Annotated in this window: 15 protein-coding genes, 3 tRNA genes and 3 rRNA genes; 6 read left to right on the forward strand and 15 right to left on the reverse strand. The window is 62.5% G+C overall.

What is annotated here, in order from left to right:
- Positions 1–24 precede the first annotated feature (24 nt).
- Positions 25–648 carry a DUF4112 domain-containing protein gene (locus tag ACODSL_RS10070; RefSeq protein ID WP_488900542.1) on the reverse strand — a complete coding sequence of 208 codons (624 nt, stop codon included), beginning with the start codon at positions 646–648 and terminating at the stop codon, positions 25–27.
- 58 nt (positions 649–706) lie between these two features.
- Entirely contained in the window at positions 707–1,183 is a 477-nt protein-coding gene (locus ACODSL_RS10075; RefSeq protein WP_488900543.1) for a DUF4112 domain-containing protein, read from the reverse strand.
- Positions 1,184–1,381: 198 nt separating this feature from the next.
- Between ACODSL_RS10075 and ACODSL_RS10080 the strand changes: the two genes are divergently transcribed.
- From ACODSL_RS10080 to ACODSL_RS10090, 3 genes are all read left to right on the forward strand, one after another.
- Entirely contained in the window at positions 1,382–1,699 is a 318-nt protein-coding gene (locus tag ACODSL_RS10080) for a heavy metal-binding domain-containing protein (RefSeq protein ID WP_488900544.1), read from the forward strand.
- A gap of 9 nt (positions 1,700–1,708) precedes the next feature.
- Positions 1,709–2,689, forward strand: coding sequence for a methylmalonyl Co-A mutase-associated GTPase MeaB (gene meaB / locus ACODSL_RS10085; RefSeq protein ID WP_488900545.1), 981 nt, complete (start codon positions 1,709–1,711; stop codon positions 2,687–2,689).
- Between the two features lie 68 nt (positions 2,690–2,757).
- On the forward strand, positions 2,758–3,126 hold the full coding sequence (locus ACODSL_RS10090) for a hypothetical protein (RefSeq protein WP_488900546.1): 369 nt from the start codon (positions 2,758–2,760) through the stop codon (positions 3,124–3,126).
- Between the two features lie 17 nt (positions 3,127–3,143).
- Here the strand turns inward: ACODSL_RS10090 and ACODSL_RS10095 are convergent, their stop codons facing one another.
- A complete protein-coding gene (locus tag ACODSL_RS10095; RefSeq protein WP_488900547.1) occupies positions 3,144–3,704 on the reverse strand; it encodes a hypothetical protein in 561 nt (186 codons plus the stop codon).
- 78 nt (positions 3,705–3,782) lie between these two features.
- On the reverse strand, positions 3,783–4,610 hold the full coding sequence (gene rlmJ / locus ACODSL_RS10100; RefSeq protein WP_488900548.1) for a 23S rRNA (adenine(2030)-N(6))-methyltransferase RlmJ: 828 nt from the start codon (positions 4,608–4,610) through the stop codon (positions 3,783–3,785).
- Positions 4,611–4,655: 45 nt separating this feature from the next.
- On the opposite strand from rlmJ, the gene ACODSL_RS10105 reads away from it, so the two are divergent.
- A complete protein-coding gene (locus ACODSL_RS10105; protein ID WP_488900549.1) occupies positions 4,656–5,228 on the forward strand; it encodes an SOS response-associated peptidase family protein in 573 nt (190 codons plus the stop codon).
- 469 nt (positions 5,229–5,697) lie between these two features.
- The gene (locus ACODSL_RS10110) at positions 5,698–6,912 is read left to right on the forward strand and encodes an LLM class flavin-dependent oxidoreductase (protein ID WP_488900550.1); all 1,215 of its coding nucleotides are present in this window, start codon (positions 5,698–5,700) and stop codon (positions 6,910–6,912) included.
- 24 nt (positions 6,913–6,936) lie between these two features.
- Here ACODSL_RS10110 and ACODSL_RS10115 read toward each other — a convergent pair whose 3' ends face one another.
- The 10 genes from ACODSL_RS10115 to ACODSL_RS10160 all read right to left on the reverse strand — a co-directional run bounded on the left by ACODSL_RS10115 (position 6,937) and on the right by ACODSL_RS10160 (position 15,653).
- Positions 6,937–7,131, reverse strand: a complete 195-nt coding sequence (locus ACODSL_RS10115) for a hypothetical protein (protein ID WP_488900551.1) — start codon at positions 7,129–7,131, stop codon at positions 6,937–6,939.
- A 232-nt stretch (positions 7,132–7,363) separates the two neighbouring features.
- A complete protein-coding gene (locus ACODSL_RS10120; RefSeq protein ID WP_488900552.1) occupies positions 7,364–8,956 on the reverse strand; it encodes a phytoene desaturase family protein in 1,593 nt (530 codons plus the stop codon).
- Entirely contained in the window at positions 8,953–9,753 is an 801-nt protein-coding gene (locus ACODSL_RS10125) for an alpha/beta fold hydrolase (RefSeq protein ID WP_488900553.1), read from the reverse strand. Before ACODSL_RS10125 ends, ACODSL_RS10120 begins: the two co-directional genes overlap by 4 nt.
- Before the next feature lie 46 nt (positions 9,754–9,799).
- On the reverse strand, positions 9,800–10,351 hold the full coding sequence (locus ACODSL_RS10130; RefSeq protein WP_488900554.1) for an MOSC domain-containing protein: 552 nt from the start codon (positions 10,349–10,351) through the stop codon (positions 9,800–9,802).
- A gap of 63 nt (positions 10,352–10,414) precedes the next feature.
- Positions 10,415–10,491 (reverse strand) — tRNA-Met (locus tag ACODSL_RS10135).
- A 71-nt stretch (positions 10,492–10,562) separates the two neighbouring features.
- Positions 10,563–10,677, reverse strand: a 5S ribosomal RNA gene (rrf, locus tag ACODSL_RS10140).
- Positions 10,678–10,750: 73 nt separating this feature from the next.
- Positions 10,751–13,539: ribosomal RNA gene (locus tag ACODSL_RS10145) — 23S ribosomal RNA — on the reverse strand.
- A gap of 246 nt (positions 13,540–13,785) precedes the next feature.
- Positions 13,786–13,861, reverse strand: a tRNA-Ala gene (locus ACODSL_RS10150).
- A 55-nt stretch (positions 13,862–13,916) separates the two neighbouring features.
- Positions 13,917–13,993, reverse strand: a tRNA-Ile gene (locus tag ACODSL_RS10155).
- Between the two features lie 178 nt (positions 13,994–14,171).
- Positions 14,172–15,653 (reverse strand): 16S ribosomal RNA (locus tag ACODSL_RS10160).
- The 16S, 23S and 5S rRNA genes sit together here with 3 tRNA genes alongside, the layout of an rRNA operon.
- A gap of 968 nt (positions 15,654–16,621) precedes the next feature.
- Between ACODSL_RS10160 and ACODSL_RS10165 the strand changes: the two genes are divergently transcribed.
- Positions 16,622–17,059 carry an RrF2 family transcriptional regulator gene (locus ACODSL_RS10165; RefSeq protein WP_488900555.1) on the forward strand — a complete coding sequence of 146 codons (438 nt, stop codon included), beginning with the start codon at positions 16,622–16,624 and terminating at the stop codon, positions 17,057–17,059.
- Here ACODSL_RS10165 and ACODSL_RS10170 read toward each other — a convergent pair.
- The gene (locus ACODSL_RS10170) at positions 17,056–17,484 is read right to left on the reverse strand and encodes a CBS domain-containing protein (protein WP_488900556.1); all 429 of its coding nucleotides are present in this window, start codon (positions 17,482–17,484) and stop codon (positions 17,056–17,058) included. The genes ACODSL_RS10165 and ACODSL_RS10170 overlap by 4 nt on opposite strands.
- Between the last annotated feature and the right edge of the window lie 41 nt (positions 17,485–17,525).

The raw sequence follows: 17,525 nt of genomic DNA on the forward strand, positions 1-17,525 counted from the left end.
CACGGACGGCGGCGTCCACGGCGGTCAGGCCCGGCGCCGGCCCCTGTTGAGCGCGTTGATGATGAACATCAGCAGCACGATGACGCCAGCGGCGATCGGCAGGCCGACCGTCTGTCCGGCCAGCGACAGCGTCGACGCCCTGAACGCCGGCCACCAGCCGAGGCTGAGCGTTTCGTTGAAGTCGGAGCGCCAGACAGCCGCGATCAGCGCGACCAGCAACACCCAGCTGATCCATCCCAGCCCACGACCGCGCTTCAGCCGTTCGCGTTCGACCCGCTCGATATGCGACGGCGGGATGCCGTGGCGCGCCTCGATGTCCTTCTGCAGGGAATTGGCGGCCATTAGATGGCCCTGCCAGAGCATGTCGGCGATGTCGGGCAGCACCGGCAGCGGCACGCCGGACATCAGCACATCGATGCCGAGCACGCCGGCCATCTTGGCGATTGCGCTGAAACCGGCCCCGGACCGCACAGCGAGATAGAGAAGATAGATGGCCGCTCCGCCGCTGTAGAGCAGACCCGCGCCCGGGATCCAGGCGAGCAGACCATCGACGCCGACGCCGAACGGACCAAAGCCGATAACCCGGTCAGACAGCTTCTTGACCGTCTCGGCCGACTTCCAGGCGCTGTGAGCGATTTCGCGGGTCATGGAACGCTAACCTAGGTCGGGCGCGACAGGTTCCGCTAGCCCCCAAATGGCGCGCGAACTAGACCTTCGGAGGCTTCCCAAGGAACACCACGCGGCGCTTTTCCTTGCCAGCGCGGACGCGAGCCATCAGGTCCCGGTATTCCGAAGAATTCTGGGCCTGCTCGCGGTTGCCCTCGAAATAGATGGTTTCATCCATGTGACGCAGCAGCAGGTCTGCGGCCCATTTGTGGCCGGTGAACAGGGCGTCGATGACGCCGCCGGCCTTGGGAATGAACGGCGCGAGCGTATCGACCGCGAGGATCAGGGCCATCTCGGCCACAACCATCGGCGCGGCCCGCGCCCGGATTGCATCGATACACAGCACGAACCCCGCCCCGCCGCTGTAGAGGCCGCCGGCCCAGGGCACGAAGCCCAGCAAGGCGTCCAGACCAAACCCGAACGGGCCGATCTTGACGATGCCGTCGGACATCTTCTTCGTCCGCTCGATGCTGTTCTTGATGTTGTGCAGATCGAGGTGCGATCGGGCGAGGAACATCACGGCGTCTCCCGACGGCACAGGGAGGACCGTCGCAGGCCGACACTGTGCAATAACCGGAGCGCTGTCGGAAGGGCGATGACGTGCTTTTCACGCAACGACGACTGCGTTTGGGCGCCAAATTCGCCCGTCAGGAGAACCCTCGCCGTTTGGGGCGTTTAGCCTTAATACTTGCAAGTCGTTTGCCGGGAGTCGCGCATGCTGATCACGACCACCCCGTTCATCGAGGGTCGGCCGGTGAAGGAATACAAGGGCGCGATCTACGCCCAGGCGATTCTGGGCGCGAACGTCGTTGTCGACCTTCTCGGCGCGATCCGCGATTTCATCGGCGGACATTCGCGCTCCTATGAGCGCGTCCTGGCGCGCGCCCGCGAGGACGCGATGAAGGCGCTGGAGAAGGAAGCCGAGAAACTCGGCGCCAACTGCATCATCGGCGTCGACCTCGACTACAACACCGTCGGCCCCCAGGCGCAGATGCTGATGGTTTCGGTTTCGGGAACGGCCGTCGTCATCTAGACCGGGTCGGTGACCCGCACCCCTGACATCGCCTCCCTCGAACACGGCATTCTCGCCGGCGATCGCGCCGCTCTGGCGCGCGCCATTACCCTCGTGGAAAGCCGTCGCGCCGATCACCAGGCGTCGGCCCGAGCGTTGCTGGAGCGGCTCATGCCGCACACCGGCAAGGCGCAGCGGATCGGCATCACCGGCGTGCCGGGCGCCGGCAAGTCGACCACCATCGAGGCCCTGGGCTGCAACCTGACCGCCGCCGGCCACAAGGTCGCCGTGCTGGCGGTGGACCCCTCCTCCAGTCGCAACGGCGGCTCGATCCTCGGCGACAAGACACGCATGGAGCGGCTGTCGGTCGATCCGGAGGCCTTCATCCGTCCGTCCCCGTCCGGCGGAACCCTGGGCGGCGTCACCCGCAAGACCCGCGAAGCCCTGCTGCTCTGTGAGGCGGCCGGCTTCGACGTGGTGATCGTCGAGACGGTGGGGGTCGGTCAGTCGGAGACGGCGGTCGCCGACATGGTCGACATCTTCCTCGCCCTGTTGATCCCCGGCGGCGGCGACGAGTTGCAGGGCATCAAGAAAGGTCTGATCGAGATCGCCGACCTGATCGTGATCAACAAGGCCGACGCCGATCCGGAACGGGCCGAGCGGTCAGCGCGGGAGTACCGCACGGCGCTGCACATAATCGCCCCTGCCTCGCCGGACTGGACGCCGCCGGTGATCACCGCGTCCGGTCTGAAGAACGACGGCCTCGACCGCCTGTGGGCGCAGATCGAGCGCCACCGCGAGGTCATGGGCGCCAATGGCGAGCGAGCGGCGCGGCGGGCGGCGCAGAACACCCGCTGGATGTGGGCGATGGTCAGTGATCGGCTGGAAGAGGCGTTCAGGGGTCATCCGGATGTCGCCGCGCAGTCGCCGGACCTGGAGCGGGACGTCCGCCTTGGCCGGCTGCCGGCCTCGGCGGCAGCAGACCGTCTGCTCAGGGCTTTCGGACTCTAGCCCCCCCTCTGCGGCATGCCGCCCCGACGCGGTGCAGGCCAACTCTCCCAAACATCGCGGGAGCAGACATGGTCACGATTATCGCCCTACTGGCCGGGCTGGCATGCCAGGCGCCGCCGGCCGCCCCGCCGACGGGCGGTGACTTTCTGAGGTCACAGGCCTGGCCCTCCTCTGCGCCGACCGCGAGCCCTGCGGCAGCACCTCCCGCGACGGCCCCAGCGACTGTCCCGACGCCGTCGGTCGCGGATCTGTTCCGGGAGCGCAACGCCCGGGAAGCGGCCGCCAAAGCGGCGGCGACTTCAGCCGCGCCCGCCGATGGCGAATATCGCTGCCGCCGGACGGCGACCTCGGTCACCTGCGGTACGGACGAAGAGACGATGCGGCGAACCGAGGAAGAGGCAAAAGCCCAGCTCGACCGGGTTCTTTCGCCGCACTGACGCCTGACGCCTGACGCCTAGTGGGCGGCCAGGCGGGTCGCCTGGGCGATCCAGGCTTCGCGGCCGATACGACCCATCAGCTTCAGCTCCTTGTCGAAGCGGGCGGTGTCCTCTTCGGTCCAGGCGGCGATCTGGGCGAAGGTGGTGACGCCGCGTTCAGCGAAGGTGGCTGCCAGCTTCGGGCCGATGCCGGTCAGCACGGTCAGGTCATCCGGCGCAGCCGGAGCGACAGGCTCGGGCGCCATGGCCGCCAGGATCTCGGCGACCGGCTCCGGCGCGGCTTCAACCATGGCGTCCGCCACGTCCGAAAGGGCTTCCAGTTCAGCCTCGACCACCTCGATAGTCGTTTCAGCCAGAACATCCGCCGCCTCGACGACCGCTTCCAGCGTCGGCGCAGCAGCGTCGGGAAGTCCGATCAGGGCTTCGAGATTGGTCGGCTTGAAGAAGGTGCGGCTCCAGTACCAGGCGGCCCCGACCGTCGCGGCTCCGGCGAACATCAGCCACAGCGGCGAGATCGCGCCGACGGGCAGACGCATCATCTTTTCGGTGTCGACGGTCGGAAAGGCGGACTTGTCCATGGCGGGTCTCCGGGGCGCGCGGCCAATTGTGCAGCGCAACATAACACGAATTCCCATATCGCAAGTGCGAAATATTCATTACCCTGCCGTGGTCCAGACCTCGGCCTTTCCACCTGTTTCGCCCAGCCGCGTCACTACCCAGTCCGCCGCCGCGCTCAGATCCGCGCTCAGTCCAACCGGCGCGTTGGCGATGACCATGGCGCAACCGTTCATCTTCATCGGATCGGTCAGCGGCTTGAGGCGCGCCTCAACGATCAGCAGGTCGGCGCAGGCCGGCTCAACCGATCGCAGGAAGCTGTCGAAGGTCTCCAGGTCCTTCAGCGGCAACCAGACGGCAACGCAGGCGGCAGGGTCCAGCAGCATCACCGAGGCCAGCGTCGCGGCGATCCGGGTGTAGTCGTCACCCCGTTCGAACGGCGGGTCGATCAGAATGAACACCCGGCCGCCCTTGCCGGCCTCCCTCGCGGCCACGGCGTAGCCATCCGTCTGCTCGGCCCGGGCGCCCGGAAACGGCGCCAGCGTCTCCTGAAGCAGGGTGACGTCGTCGTCGCGCAATTCGCAGGCGACATAGCGATCGCCCTTGCGCAAGGCGGCGGCGATAAGGCTGGGGGAGCCGGGATAGAAGCGTACGCCTCCCCCGGGATTGCCTCGCCGCACGGCCGCCTTCAGCCGCTCGAAGGGCGGCGGCGAATCGTCAGCCGTCATCAGGCGGAAGACACCCTGGGCCGCCTCACCGGTCCGTCGCGCCAGTTCGCCATCCAGGTCATAGCCGCCGGCCCCGGCGTGAGTGTCGACCACGGTCAGCGGCGCGCGGTCCGCCGTCAGGGCGTCAAGCAGAAGGGTCAGCGTGGCGTGCTTGACCAGATCGGCGAAGTTCCCGGCGTGAAAGGCGTGGCGATAGTTCATGTTGCATCTCTAGCGGAACTTCAGCGCCGCGCTAGGCTGGCCCTCATGTGCAACACCTTCCTCAGTCCCTCCACGCCGGAGCGGGTCGAGTGGGCCTTCTCGCAGGTCCACATCCCGATCCTCTGGCCGGAGAGTCCCCGTCCCAATCGCGGCGTCACGGGCGACATCCGGCCAACCGATCCGGCCTGTGTCGTCCTGCCAGAGGGCGACGGCGGCCGCATGGACTGGCTGGCCTGGGGTTTTCCCCGCGACAAGGGCGGACCGGTGATCAACTTCCGCACCGAGGGTCGCGTCTTTCCGCGGGCCTCCCGCTGCCTTGTGATGGCGGCGGGATTCTACGAGACAACCGACCCGGTCGAGCCGCGCCAGAAACGCAAGGACTGGTGGCTGTTCAGCGCGCCCGGCGTGGAAATCTTCGCGCTGGCCGGCCACGTGCGGGGCGACCGGTTCACGGTGCTGACGTGCGAGCCTGGCCCCGATATCCAGCCCTATCACGGCCGCCAGCCGGTCTGCCTGATGCCGGACCAGTGGCGGGACTGGCTGGCCGGAGCCCCGGAGGCGGAACTTATGGCGCCAAGTCCGGCGGGAACCTTCACTGTCGCGAAGAAGGCAAGCTGACGCGTTGACTCCGATCGGCGCATGAGAACAAATTGAGAACATCGAGGTTCTCATGGATGGTTCTCTTCCGCTCCCGCAAAGGCTGCATCTCGCCGACGAAGTTCGAGGCTGGCCGGTTGCGTCGGCACTGCGCGCGGGCATGCATCTGCGCGCACGCTGTCTCAACCCGCGCTGCCAGTCCGTCGCGATCGTGGACGCCGGGTGGTGGCTGGCCGGAAACGGCTCGGCGGATCGCCTGCACATGCTGGGACGCCGGATGCGCTGCTCCGCCTGTGGCGCGCGCGAAGCGGGGATTGAAGTGTGGAGCGGGCCTCAGCCCCCCTGTGGCGGACGTGGACCGTTTCCCTTCCGGTAGCCTGAAAAATCGACCGCTTGCCGCTAGGGCGCCCCGTCTTTTGATCTGGAAAGGCTTTCCCGCGAGGTTAGACTGATCGCAGATAACCAATGATGCTCCTGGGAGGGACACACCATGGCCGGCGCCAAAATGCGCTTCGGGGCTTTCATCGCCCCCTTCCATCCGCTGCGCGAGAACCCCACCCTGGCGCTGGAGCGCGACCTTGAGTTGGTTCAGCACATGGATCGGCTGGGCTATGACGAAGCCTGGATTGGCGAGCACCATTCAGCGGGCTACGAACTGATCGCCAGCCCTGAGCTGTTCATCGCCACGGTCGCTGAACGGACGAAGCACATCCGCCTTGGAACGGGCGTCGCCTCCCTGCCCTATCACCATCCTCTGATGCTGGCGGACCGGATCAACCAGCTTGACCACATCACCCGCGGCCGGGTGATGTTCGGCGTCGGCCCGGGCGCGCTGCCCTCGGACGCCTTCATGATGGGCATCCCGGTTTCCGCCCAGCGCGACCGCATGGACGAGGCGATCGATGTGCTCGTCCCGCTGCTGCGCGGCGAGCTTGTGACGAAGAAGACCGACTGGTTCGAGCTGAACGAGGCGCGTCTGCAGATGACGCCCTACAGCCGTCCGTCGGTCGAAATCTGCGCCGCCAGCCAGGTCTCGCCGACCGGCGCGACGGCGGCCGGCCGCCATGGCCTGGGCCTGCTGTCGATCGGCGCGACCCAGTCGGGCGGCTTCAACGCCCTGGCCTCCAACTGGGCCATCGCCGAGGAAAAGGCGCGCGAGACCGGCAACGTCATGGACCGGTCCGGCTGGCGCCTCGTCGGCCCGATGCATATCGCCGCGACCCGTGAACAGGCCCGCGAGGACGTGCGCTTCGGCCTGCAGGACTGGCTGTACTACTTCCAGGAGGTCGCGGCCCTGCCCCTGGCGCCGCAGGACGGCAGCGATCCGGTCGATGCCCTGATCGCCTCGGGCATGGCCGTAATCGGCACGCCTGAGGACGCGATCGCCCAGATCGAGCGGCTCCAGACCCAGTCAGGCGGCTTCGGCGCCTTCCTGTTCATGGATCACAACTGGGCAAGCTGGGACGCCAAACGAAAGTCCTACGAGCTGTTCGCCCGTTACGTCGCGCCGAAGTTCCAGGGGCTCAACGAGAATCGCGAGGCGTCGCTCACCTGGGCCGCCGAGAACCGGCCGCGCTTCATCGGCGAGGCCATGGCCGCCGTCGGGACGCGGGTGGCGCAGCACATTCAGGCCAAGGGCACGGACAACATCCGTCCCGAAATCCTTGAAGCGATGGGACTGGGAAAGAAGCCGGCGGCCGAATAGGCCGTCAGGAAATAGACGAGCCGCCTATTGCGACGCCTGCTTGCCGATAAAGCGGTCCAGCAGGCGCTTCCGCGTCGGCGTCGGTCCGCTGCTCAGGCGGCGACAGGCTTCATCCAGAACTTTCCGGCGACCTGTCCGATTGGACGGGCGCGCCGCCTTCTCACCGGCGATGCGCAAAGCGTCATCGCCATAGACCTTGGTGAGGTACTCGACCTCCATTCGCACTTCACGTTCGAACGTATCTCGACCCGAACCCCAAACAAACATGACACACCACCCAAAAGTACAGGTCGTCTGTTACACCATGCGTGTGACAGAACACCACTTGAAATGAGTGAAACGCATCTATTGGTCAATAGTGCCCTTTAAACAGGCGGCCTCGGGATTTTCGCCAGTCAAGGCAAGAGCGTGGCTCTACTTTTTCGCCCCCCCATGATACTGAGATGCAGCCTCAAACCCTTCGACGAACATCTTTCAGGATTTCCCTTGCAGCATTGTGGCCAGGCGCGCCCGTGACACCGCCGCCGGGGTGGGTTCCGGCGCCGCAGAGATAAAGCCCCTTCAGCGGCCCGCGGTAAGCCCCGTGTCCAAGGACGGGACGCGCCGAGAACAGTTGATCCAGGCTCAGGACGCCGTGCATGATATCGCCGTTGACCAGACCGAAGGTCCGCTCGAGATCGAGCGGACTGTTGATCTGCCGCGCGATGACCGAGGCCTTGAAGCCCGGCGCCCATTTGTCGACCGTGTCGATCATCAGGTCGGCGACCTCCTCGCGATGATCATCCCAGCTGCGACCGCCAGACAGTACAGGCTGGACATGCTGGCAGAACAAGCTGGCGACGTGTTTCCCTGCCGGAGCCAGACTTTCGTCGACCACCGACGGGATCAGCATCTCGACGATCGGCTCCTTCGACCAGCCGTCCCGGCGGGCATCGGCATAGGCCCGCTCCATGTAGGCCATGTCCGGGGCGATGATGATGCCGCCGGTCAGGTGGTCGCCTGGCTCGGGCTTGCAGGTGAACCGTGGCAATTCACTCAGCGCCACGTTCATGCGGAAGGTGCCTGACCCTGAGCGGTAACGCGTGATCCGCTCGTTGAAGTCCGCCGGCAGCACCGCCGGATCGACCAGCTTCTGGAACAGCAGCTGCGGATGGATGTTGGAGACGATCGACCGTGCGCGCAGCGTCTCGCCCGTCGCGGTGACCACGCCGACGGCGCGGCCCTTCTCGGTCAGAACCTCGGCGACGCTGACGCCGGTGCGGATGTCGACGCCCTTCTCGCGGCAGGCCGCCGCCATCGCCTGGGTGATCGCCCCCATGCCGCCGACCGCATGTCCCCAGGCGCCCTTCTCGCCGTTTACCTCGCCGAAGACGTGATGCAGCAGCACATAGGCCGTGCCGGGCGTATAGGGGCTGGCGAAGGCGCCGACGATGCCGTCGAAGCCGAGCACCGCCTTGATCGGCTCACTCTCGAACCAGCCATCGAGCCAATCGCCGGCGGACTGGGAGAACATCGCCAGCAGATCGCGCCGCCCTGTCGTGTCGAGGTTGGAAATCCGTTTTCCGAGCCAGGCGCTCTTCAGCAACTCGGGAATCGCCTCGACGAGGCTGCCCTGCGTCATGTTCGGCGGGCTCTGCAGCACCAGCGCGCGCAGGATGTCGGCTATCGCTTCGAGCCGGGCGTTGTAGGCGTCCAGCGCCTCGGCGTCCTTCACCGAGAACTTCGCCACCTCCTCCTTCGTCCGGCCGCCGCCCGTGGCGAGATAGCCGCCATCCGCTGTCGGGAGGAAGTTGGACACCTTCCGATTGATGACCCTCAGGCCATGTCGAGGCAACTCCAGGTCCGCGATGACCTTCGGATTGAGCAGGCTCACCGTGTAGCTGGCGACCGAGTTGCGGAAGCCCGGATGGAATTCTTCGGTAACGGCCGCGCCGCCGACGACATCCCGTCGCTCGAGCACGGTCACCTTCAGTCCGGCCTGGGCAAGGTAGAAGGCGCAGACGAGGCCGTTGTGACCCCCGCCGATGATGATGGCGTCGGTCATTGGGCTTTCAAGAATCCGGAAATGGCGGGAAAGGCGGCCCGGTCCTGGATCAGGAACATGTGGCCGCCTTCGAACATGCGGAGCTGGGCGTTTGGAATGCGCTCGGCCATTCGCTGTTGGGTTTCGGGCAGGGCGATCCCGTCGTAAAGGCCACCGCAGATGAGAGTTGGGGCGGTGATCGACGGCAGGCGGTCCCACGTGTCCAGGTCCCGGCGCGCCAGCAATTGCAGTTCCGCACCCATCGCCCGACGCGGCTCCCCGGCCCAGGGGTCGCTGGTGCGCAGGTCGAACATGACCTTGTAGATATCAGGATTGGCAGCCTGCCAGGCCGCATCGTGCCGAATGTCTGAGATCGGAATCATCAGCCGGGCCTCGGCTTCGGGATCCATCCCGATCAGCGTGTGCAGCGGATACGACGCGCCCCCGGCCCCGCCGGGCGACGTGCAGCAGAGCACGAGTTTGCGAATACGCTCCGGATACCGGATCGCCAGCTCCTGAGCGACCATGCCGCCGAAGGACACGCCCACGACGTTGGCCGTCGCCCAGTCCAGTTCATCGAGCAGACCAGCCGCGTCATCGGCATAGTCAGCCATGGTGTAGGGGCCATCCGGCTTGTCGCTCTGGCCGAGCCCGCGCTGGTCGTAGGCCACCATTTCAAAGTCGCGGCTCAGGGGCCCGTCCAGGGGCCCCGGCTTGCGCCGCAGGTCACTCCCGCTGCCCGAGATGAACAGCAGGGGCTCGCCTTCGCCCCTACGCTCGACCCAGATCTGCAGTCCGTTTGCCGTCACAAAGCTCATGGGGCTTCTCTCTCATGAGCCGGCGGGCGGGGAAAGAGGGGGTGGCTCAGACCGGGCGCAGCGCGACGTGCGGGGCAGCCGGCAGGCGGATCGAAATCGCGTCTCCGGGCCGGAGGTCGCCGCCTGTCAGGACGATTCCCATTACGCCTGCCTTGCGGACCGGTTCGCCGTCCGGCCCGCGTCCGAGGCAGGCGCGCATAAGGCCCGGCTGCAGGTCATCAAGCTGGAAGCAGGGATTGCGCAGGCCAGTGACCTGCACGACCGCCTCGGCGCCCAGACACAGCAACGCGCCCGCGGGCAGACCCAGCAGGTCGACGTCGCGGGTGGTGATGTTCTCGCCCATGGCGCCGGGCGTGATCGCGTAGCCGGCCAGAGCCAGCTCGTCGAACAGTTCGGCGTGGATCAGATGCACCTGGCGCAGATTCGGTTGGGAGGGATCGCGGGCGACACGGGAGCGATGCTTCACCGTGACGCCGGCGTGGACGTCATTCTCGACACCGAGCCCGGCGATCAGACGGATCACGGACTGGCTGGCCTTGCCGGGACCATGTCGGTCACCGCGGCTGACAGCCAGAATGCGGGGATTTTTGCTGCTCACGGGCATTCTGTAGCGCGGAAACGACAAAACCCGCCAGACAAGGATCTGACGGGTTTCGAATTTTGGTTGCGGGAGCAGGATTTGAACCTGCGACCTTCAGGTTATGAGCCTGACGAGCTACCGGGCTGCTCCATCCCGCGGCAATCCGGACGTAAAGTATCGTAATGAAGGGTCAATTTGGAGGACATCATCATTCAAATCCCTTCGGCGGACCTGGCGGCGACCTACTCTCCCGCGCCTTGAGACGAAGTACCATTGGCCCTGGGGGACTTAACGACCGAGTTCGGAATGGGATCGGGTGGGGAACCCCCGGCATAGCCACCAGGTCGGCGGAAGGGATTTGAATGAATGAGAAGACATCATTGCCGCAAATACGGCGCTTCATGAGTTCAACTAAGAACGATCAAGCCGATCGAGCAATTAGTACCAGTAAGCTGCATGCCTCGCGGCACTTCCACACCTGGCCTATCAACGTGGTGGTCTACCACGGCTCTCAGCGAGACCTTGTTTTGAGGTTAGTTTCCCGCTTAGATGCTTTCAGCGGTTATCTATTCCATACTTAGCTACCCTGCTGCGCGGCTGGCGCCACGACAGGTCCACCAGAGGTATGTCCATCCCGGTCCTCTCGTACTAGGGACAGATCCTCTCAAGTCTCGTACACCCACGGCAGATAGGGACCAAACTGTCTCACGACGTTCTGAACCCAGCTCACGTACCACTTTAATCGGCGAACAGCCGAACCCTTGGGACCTGCTCCAGCCCCAGGATGTGATGAGCCGACATCGAGGTGCCAAACTTTGCCGTCGATATGGACTCTTGGGCAAAATCAGCCTGTTATCCCTAGAGTACCTTTTATCCGTTGAGCGATGGCCCTTCCACGCAGGACCACCGGATCACTATGGCCGACTTTCGTCTCTGCTCGACTTGTCAGTCTCGCAGTCAGGCGGGCTTATGCCATTGCACTCGACGACCGATTTCCGACCGGTCTGAGCCCACCATCGCGCGCCTCCGTTACACTTTAGGAGGCGACCGCCCCAGTCAAACTGCCCGCCACGCCATGTCCCGGACCCGGATAACGGGCCGCGGTTAGACGTCAACAACAATAAGGGTGGTATTTCAAGGATGGCTCCCCCGGAACTGGCGCCCCGGATTCATAGCCTCCCACCTATCCTACACATGTTGTTGCTAACGCCAAGGCGAAGCTGCAGTAAAGGTTCATAGGGTCTTTCCGTCTGACCGCGGGAACCCCGCATCTTCACGGGGAATTCAATTTCGCTGAGCCCATGCTGGAGACAGTGGGGAAGTCGTTACGCCATTCGTGCAGGTCGGAACTTACCCGACAAGGAATTTCGCTACCTTAGGACCGTTATAGTTACGGCCGCCGTTTACCTGGGCTTCAATTCAGAGCTTGCACCCCTCCTTTTAACCTTCAGGCACCGGGCAGGCGTCAGACCCTATACGTCGCCTTGCGGCTTCGCAGAGCCCTGTGTTTTTGATAAACAGTCGCTACCCCCTGGCTTGTGCCACTCTACAAAGGTTGCCCTAAGCAGAGTCACGCTTATCCCGAAGTTACGCGTGCAATTTGCCGAGTTCCTTCAGCATGGTTCTCTCAAGCGCCTTGGTATACTCTACCTGCCCACCTGTGTCGGTTTCGGGTACGGTCTCCGCTGGAGTTATTTCCTGGGACCCCTTCCCTGCCCTTCCAATCCAATAAGGTCAGACAAGTTACGGGATCCGTCACTTCCAGCTGGTCCAGGAATATTAACCTGGTTCCCATCGACTACGCCTTTCGGCCTCGCCTTAGGGGCCGACTAACCCTGCGCAGATTAGCTTTACGCAGGAACCCTTGGGCTTTCGGCGAGAGTGTCTCTCACACTCTTTATCGCTACTCATGTCAGCATTCTCACTTCCGATACCTCCAGCCAGCCTCGCAGCTGACCTTCGCAGGCTTACGGAACGCTCCGCTACCGCGTGCACAGAGTGCACACCCATACCTTCGGCGTCTGGCTTGAGCCCCGTTACATTTTCCGCGCAGGATCGCTTGACCAGTGAGCTGTTACGCTTTCTTTAAATGATGGCTGCTTCTAAGCCAACATCCTGGTTGTCAAAGCAATCCCACATCGTTTCCCACTTAGCCAGAACTTGGGGGCCTTAGATGATGGTTAGGGTTGTTTCCCTTTTCACGACGGACGTTAGCACCCGCCGTGTGTCTGCCCGATAGTTCTCTTGGGTATTCGGAGTTTGGTTAGAATTGGTACCACTCGCGCAGCCCGCATCCATCCAGTGCTCTACCCCCCAAGGAATACATCGAACGCACTACCTAAATAGTTTTCGCGGAGAACCAGCTATGTCCAGGTTTGATTGGCCTTTCACCCCTATCCACAAGTCATCCCAGAATTTTTCAACATTCACGGGTTCGGTCCTCCAGTAAGTGTTACCTTACCTTCAACCTGCTCATGGATAGATCACCTGGTTTCGGGTCGTCATGCGACGTACTTATTCGCCCTATTCAGACTCGCTTTCGCTGCGCCTACACCTAACGGCTTAAGCTTGCACGGCACATGAAGTCGCTGACCCATTATACAAAAGGTACGCCGTCACCTCGCTTGGAGGCTCCGACTGCTTGTAGGCTTCCGATTTCAGGTTCTATTTCACTCCCCTTGTCGGGGTGCTTTTCACCTTTCCCTCACGGTACTTGTTCACTATCGGTCATTGAGGAGTACTTAGGCTTGGAGGGTGGTCCCCCCATGTTCAGACAGGATTTCACGTGTCCCGCCCTACTCGAGTCTGTCGCTATTTGACGCCTACGGGGCTATCACCCGCTATGGCCGATCTTTCCAGGATCGTTCGGCTTTATGTCACGACAGCACTGGCCTGGTCCCGGTTCGCTCGCCACTACTACGGGAGTCTCGGTTGATGTCCTTTCCTCCGGGTACTGAGATGTTTCAGTTCCCCGGGTTTGCTTAATAACCCTATGTATTCAGGTCATTATACCTTTCAACGATCAACCAAACCCGGTCCTGACCGAAGTCAGAAACGAATTGGCAGACCGTAAAGGTGGGTTTCCCCATTCGGAGATAGCCGGATCAAAGGGTGCTCGCGCCTCCCCGGCTCTTATCGCAGCGTGCCACGTCCTTCATCGCCTCTCAATGCCAAGGCATCCGTCAGAAGCCCTTATGCGCTTGATCGTTCTCAGCAAAACTCATGAACGGCTATTGCCGGCCAGGTTCTAGGGAACCACGACCGACGCCATCCATGCGCTTTGTATTTGTCAGACAATGATGTCTTCTCAGGTCCGTCCTCTGAACGCGTTCCGTCCCCAAGGGGAGACGAAGGCGCCGGACTGACCCTTCATTTACGATGTCATTTCGCAGATCCGCATGAAGCGGCTGCAAACTGTCATTCCCGATCGCGAGAATACCTTCAAAGAAGGATGGTGGAGCCAGACGGGTTCGAACCGACGACCTGATGCTTGCAAAGCACCCGCTCTACCAACTGAGCTATGGCCCCTTTATCTTTAAGGTGCGCCCAGGAGAGCTGTCATCGATCCGGCCGTAAGGGATTGTGGTAGGCCCGGGCAGACTCGAACTGCCGACCTTACGCTTATCAGGCGTACGCTCTAACCAGCTGAGCTACGGGCCTATAGCGGCCGCTCAGGACTGATTGCCCAACTGCTTGGGAAGCGCCCCTGGCTCGCGATCGCGCTGCCAACCCGATGGTCAGCAGCGATTGGAAAGAGAAACGAAGACGGCGACGTTCTGCACCTGTATTTGTTCATAGACGTCCCAATAGGCCGTGAGACCTGGAGGAACATCCTTAGAAAGGAGGTGATCCAGCCGCAGGTTCCCCTACGGCTACCTTGTTACGACTTCACCCCAGTCGCTGACCCTACCGTGGTCGACTGCCTCCTTGCGGTTAGCGCATCGCCTTCGGGTAGAACCAACTCCCATGGTGTGACGGGCGGTGTGTACAAGGCCCGGGAACGTATTCACCGCGGCATGCTGATCCGCGATTACTAGCGATTCCAACTTCATGCTCTCGAGTTGCAGAGAACAATCCGAACTGAGACGACTTTTGGGGATTGGCTCACCATCGCTGGCTTGCAACCCTCTGTAGTCGCCATTGTAGCACGTGTGTAGCCCACCCTGTAAGGGCCATGAGGACTTGACGTCATCCACACCTTCCTCCGGCTTACCACCGGCGGTCCCTTTAGAGTGCCCAACTGAATGATGGCAACTAAAGGCGTGGGTTGCGCTCGTTGCGGGACTTAACCCAACATCTCACGACACGAGCTGACGACAGCCATGCAGCACCTGTGTCCTGGTCCCCGAAGGGAAAACTGCATCTCTGCAGCGGTCCAGGCATGTCAAAAGGTGGTAAGGTTCTGCGCGTTGCTTCGAATTAAACCACATGCTCCACCGCTTGTGCGGGCCCCCGTCAATTCCTTTGAGTTTTAATCTTGCGACCGTACTCCCCAGGCGGAGTGCTTAATGCGTTAGCTGCGTCACCGACATGCATGCATGCCGACAACTAGCACTCATCGTTTACGGCGTGGACTACCAGGGTATCTAATCCTGTTTGCTCCCCACGCTTTCGAGCCTCAGCGTCAGTAATGGGCCAGTTAGCCGCCTTCGCCACTGGTGTTCTTCCGAATATCTACGAATTTCACCTCTACACTCGGAGTTCCGCTAACCTCTCCCATACTCAAGATAGCCAGTATCAAAGGCAATTCCAAGGTTGAGCCCTGGGCTTTCACCTCTGACTAAACTATCCGCCTACGCTCCCTTTACGCCCAGTAATTCCGAGCAACGCTAGCCCCCTTCGTATTACCGCGGCTGCTGGCACGAAGTTAGCCGGGGCTTCTTCTCCGGGTACCGTCATTATCGTCCCCGGTGAAAGAATTTTACAATCCTAAGACCTTCATCATTCACGCGGCATGGCTGCGTCAGGCTTTCGCCCATTGCGCAAGATTCCCCACTGCTGCCTCCCGTAGGAGTTTGGGCCGTGTCTCAGTCCCAATGTGGCTGATCATCCTCTCAGACCAGCTACTGATCGTAGCCTTGGTGAGCCTTTACCCCACCAACTAGCTAATCAGACGCGGGCCGCTCTAATGGCGATAAATCTTTCCCCCGAAGGGCACATTCGGTATTAGCTCAAGTTTCCCTGAGTTGTTCCGAACCAAAAGGCACGTTCCCACGTGTTACTCACCCGTCCGCCACTAATCCCGAAGGATCCGTTCGACTTGCATGTGTTAGGCCTGCCGCCAGCGTTCGCTCTGAGCCAGGATCAAACTCTCAGGTTGAGTTGACCGCTAACCCAAAATTACCGACCTCAGTTGGAATACCGAGATCAATCGTTCTGGTTTTGCATAGTATCTTGACGAGTTCCCATTCACATTGGCCGCCGCGCCGAAGCGTGACGACCGATATTCATGGTGTCTTCAAGAGACCGCAATTGTCAGCGTATCGAGGACATACTTGCTATGTCCGCAAAACGCCGCCGCCTGCGTTTCTCTTTCCAAATCAACGATGTCAAAGACCCGACCGGGTTGCCCCTGCCCACCGTTTAGCGCCCGGTGTCGGCGAGGAGCGGCGTATCTAGTCGCTCCGTTTTTCCGTGTCAACCGACTTCTTACGAAGCATTCCGGTTTTCGCGGATCCCGTCATTCCGGAATGTTCCGGACCGGCGGGAGCGGCGTCTATAAAAGAAACCGCCCGATCGCGTCAACCGTTTCTTTCCAGAAGAACCGATTTTCTCGCGCCCTTTGGACCGGAAACTTTCCGAACCCTCCAGGAGGCGGCTTCTTTACTTAGAAGCCTTAGATCAAGTCAATTGGCTCTATTTAGAAACAGAACCGATCGTCTTGGTGTGCCGGGCGGAAAACCTTTCCGTTCCGGCGGGGAGCGGCGCTTCTAGTCGAAGCATCGTCCCTCCGTCAACCAACCATTTCCGGTAAACTTCCGACACCAGGCCGGAGCCGGATATCAGACGCAAACGGGGTGAAGGGCCGCCGAGGGGCTTCCCTCTCCAGTAACCGTCACCGAGTCGATTGAGGCTGCGGAACCTAGCGACCAAACCCGCGAAAATCAAGAGCCTTTGGAGCTTTCGATGTTCGCTGTGGGGGCCGCGGCTCCGAGCGAGCGCGGCTTGTATCGGCAGGGCCGGCTGACTCGCAACCCCCCATCGCAACAATTGTCGCCTGAACCATCCGGCAGCCGCTTGCGAACCCCCTTCCCGCCCGGCAAACACGGGACGGGAGAGGCACTCTATATGTTGTCGCATAAAGCCAGGTACGCGCTCCGCGCTCTCGTCGAGTTGACACGCGAGGATGGTGGACAGGTCACGGCCGCCGACCTGGCCACCCGGGCCGACGCGCCGCGGAAGTTTCTCGAGGCGATTCTGCTCGAATTGTCGCGCCGGGGAATCGTTCGCAGCCGACGCGGAAAGTTCGGCGGCTACTCCCTTGGCCGCGCGCCGGACGCCATTTCGTTCGCCGAGGTCATTCGGGTTATCGACGGGCCGCTCGCCCTGGCGCCCTGCGTCAGCCGCACGGCGTTTCGCAAATGCGATGATTGCCCGACGCTGGAAGGCTGTTCGCTCCGGGAAGCGTTGCTCCGAGCGCGAGACGCCACGGCCGACGTTCTGGAGGGCTACAGCCTGGCCGACGCGGCCAAGGCCGAGGCCGCGGAGATTCCCGGGGCCATCTAGCCGGCCGCGATGTAGGCTTTCAGACCGTCGGCTTCCGCCTCGATCTCGTTGATCTTGTGCTTCACGAGATCACCGATCGAGATGATGCCGGCGAGACGGCCCCCCCGCATGACCGGCAAATGGCGAATCCGGCGATCCGTCATCCGAGCCAACAGCGAATCCAGCGTCTCGTCAGGCGTGGCGAAGACGACATCGCGGGTCATGCAGATATCGATTGTTCTGGCGAGGCCCCCGCCCCCCTCCTTCGCGACCATCCGGACGATATCGCGCTCGGAGACGATCCCGACCACCGACTCGCCATCGACCACAACCATGGCGCCGACCCGTCTGGAATGAAGCAGGGCGGCGACCGCGCCGACGGTCTCACCGGGGCCGGCGGTAAAGACAAGGTCGCCCTTGTCCTTGAGGATCTGGGAAACGAGCAAAGCCGGTACCTCCCTCTTTATATATATGTTGGGGACAGGCT

This window comes from Caulobacter sp. FG121, from assembly GCF_057809815.1.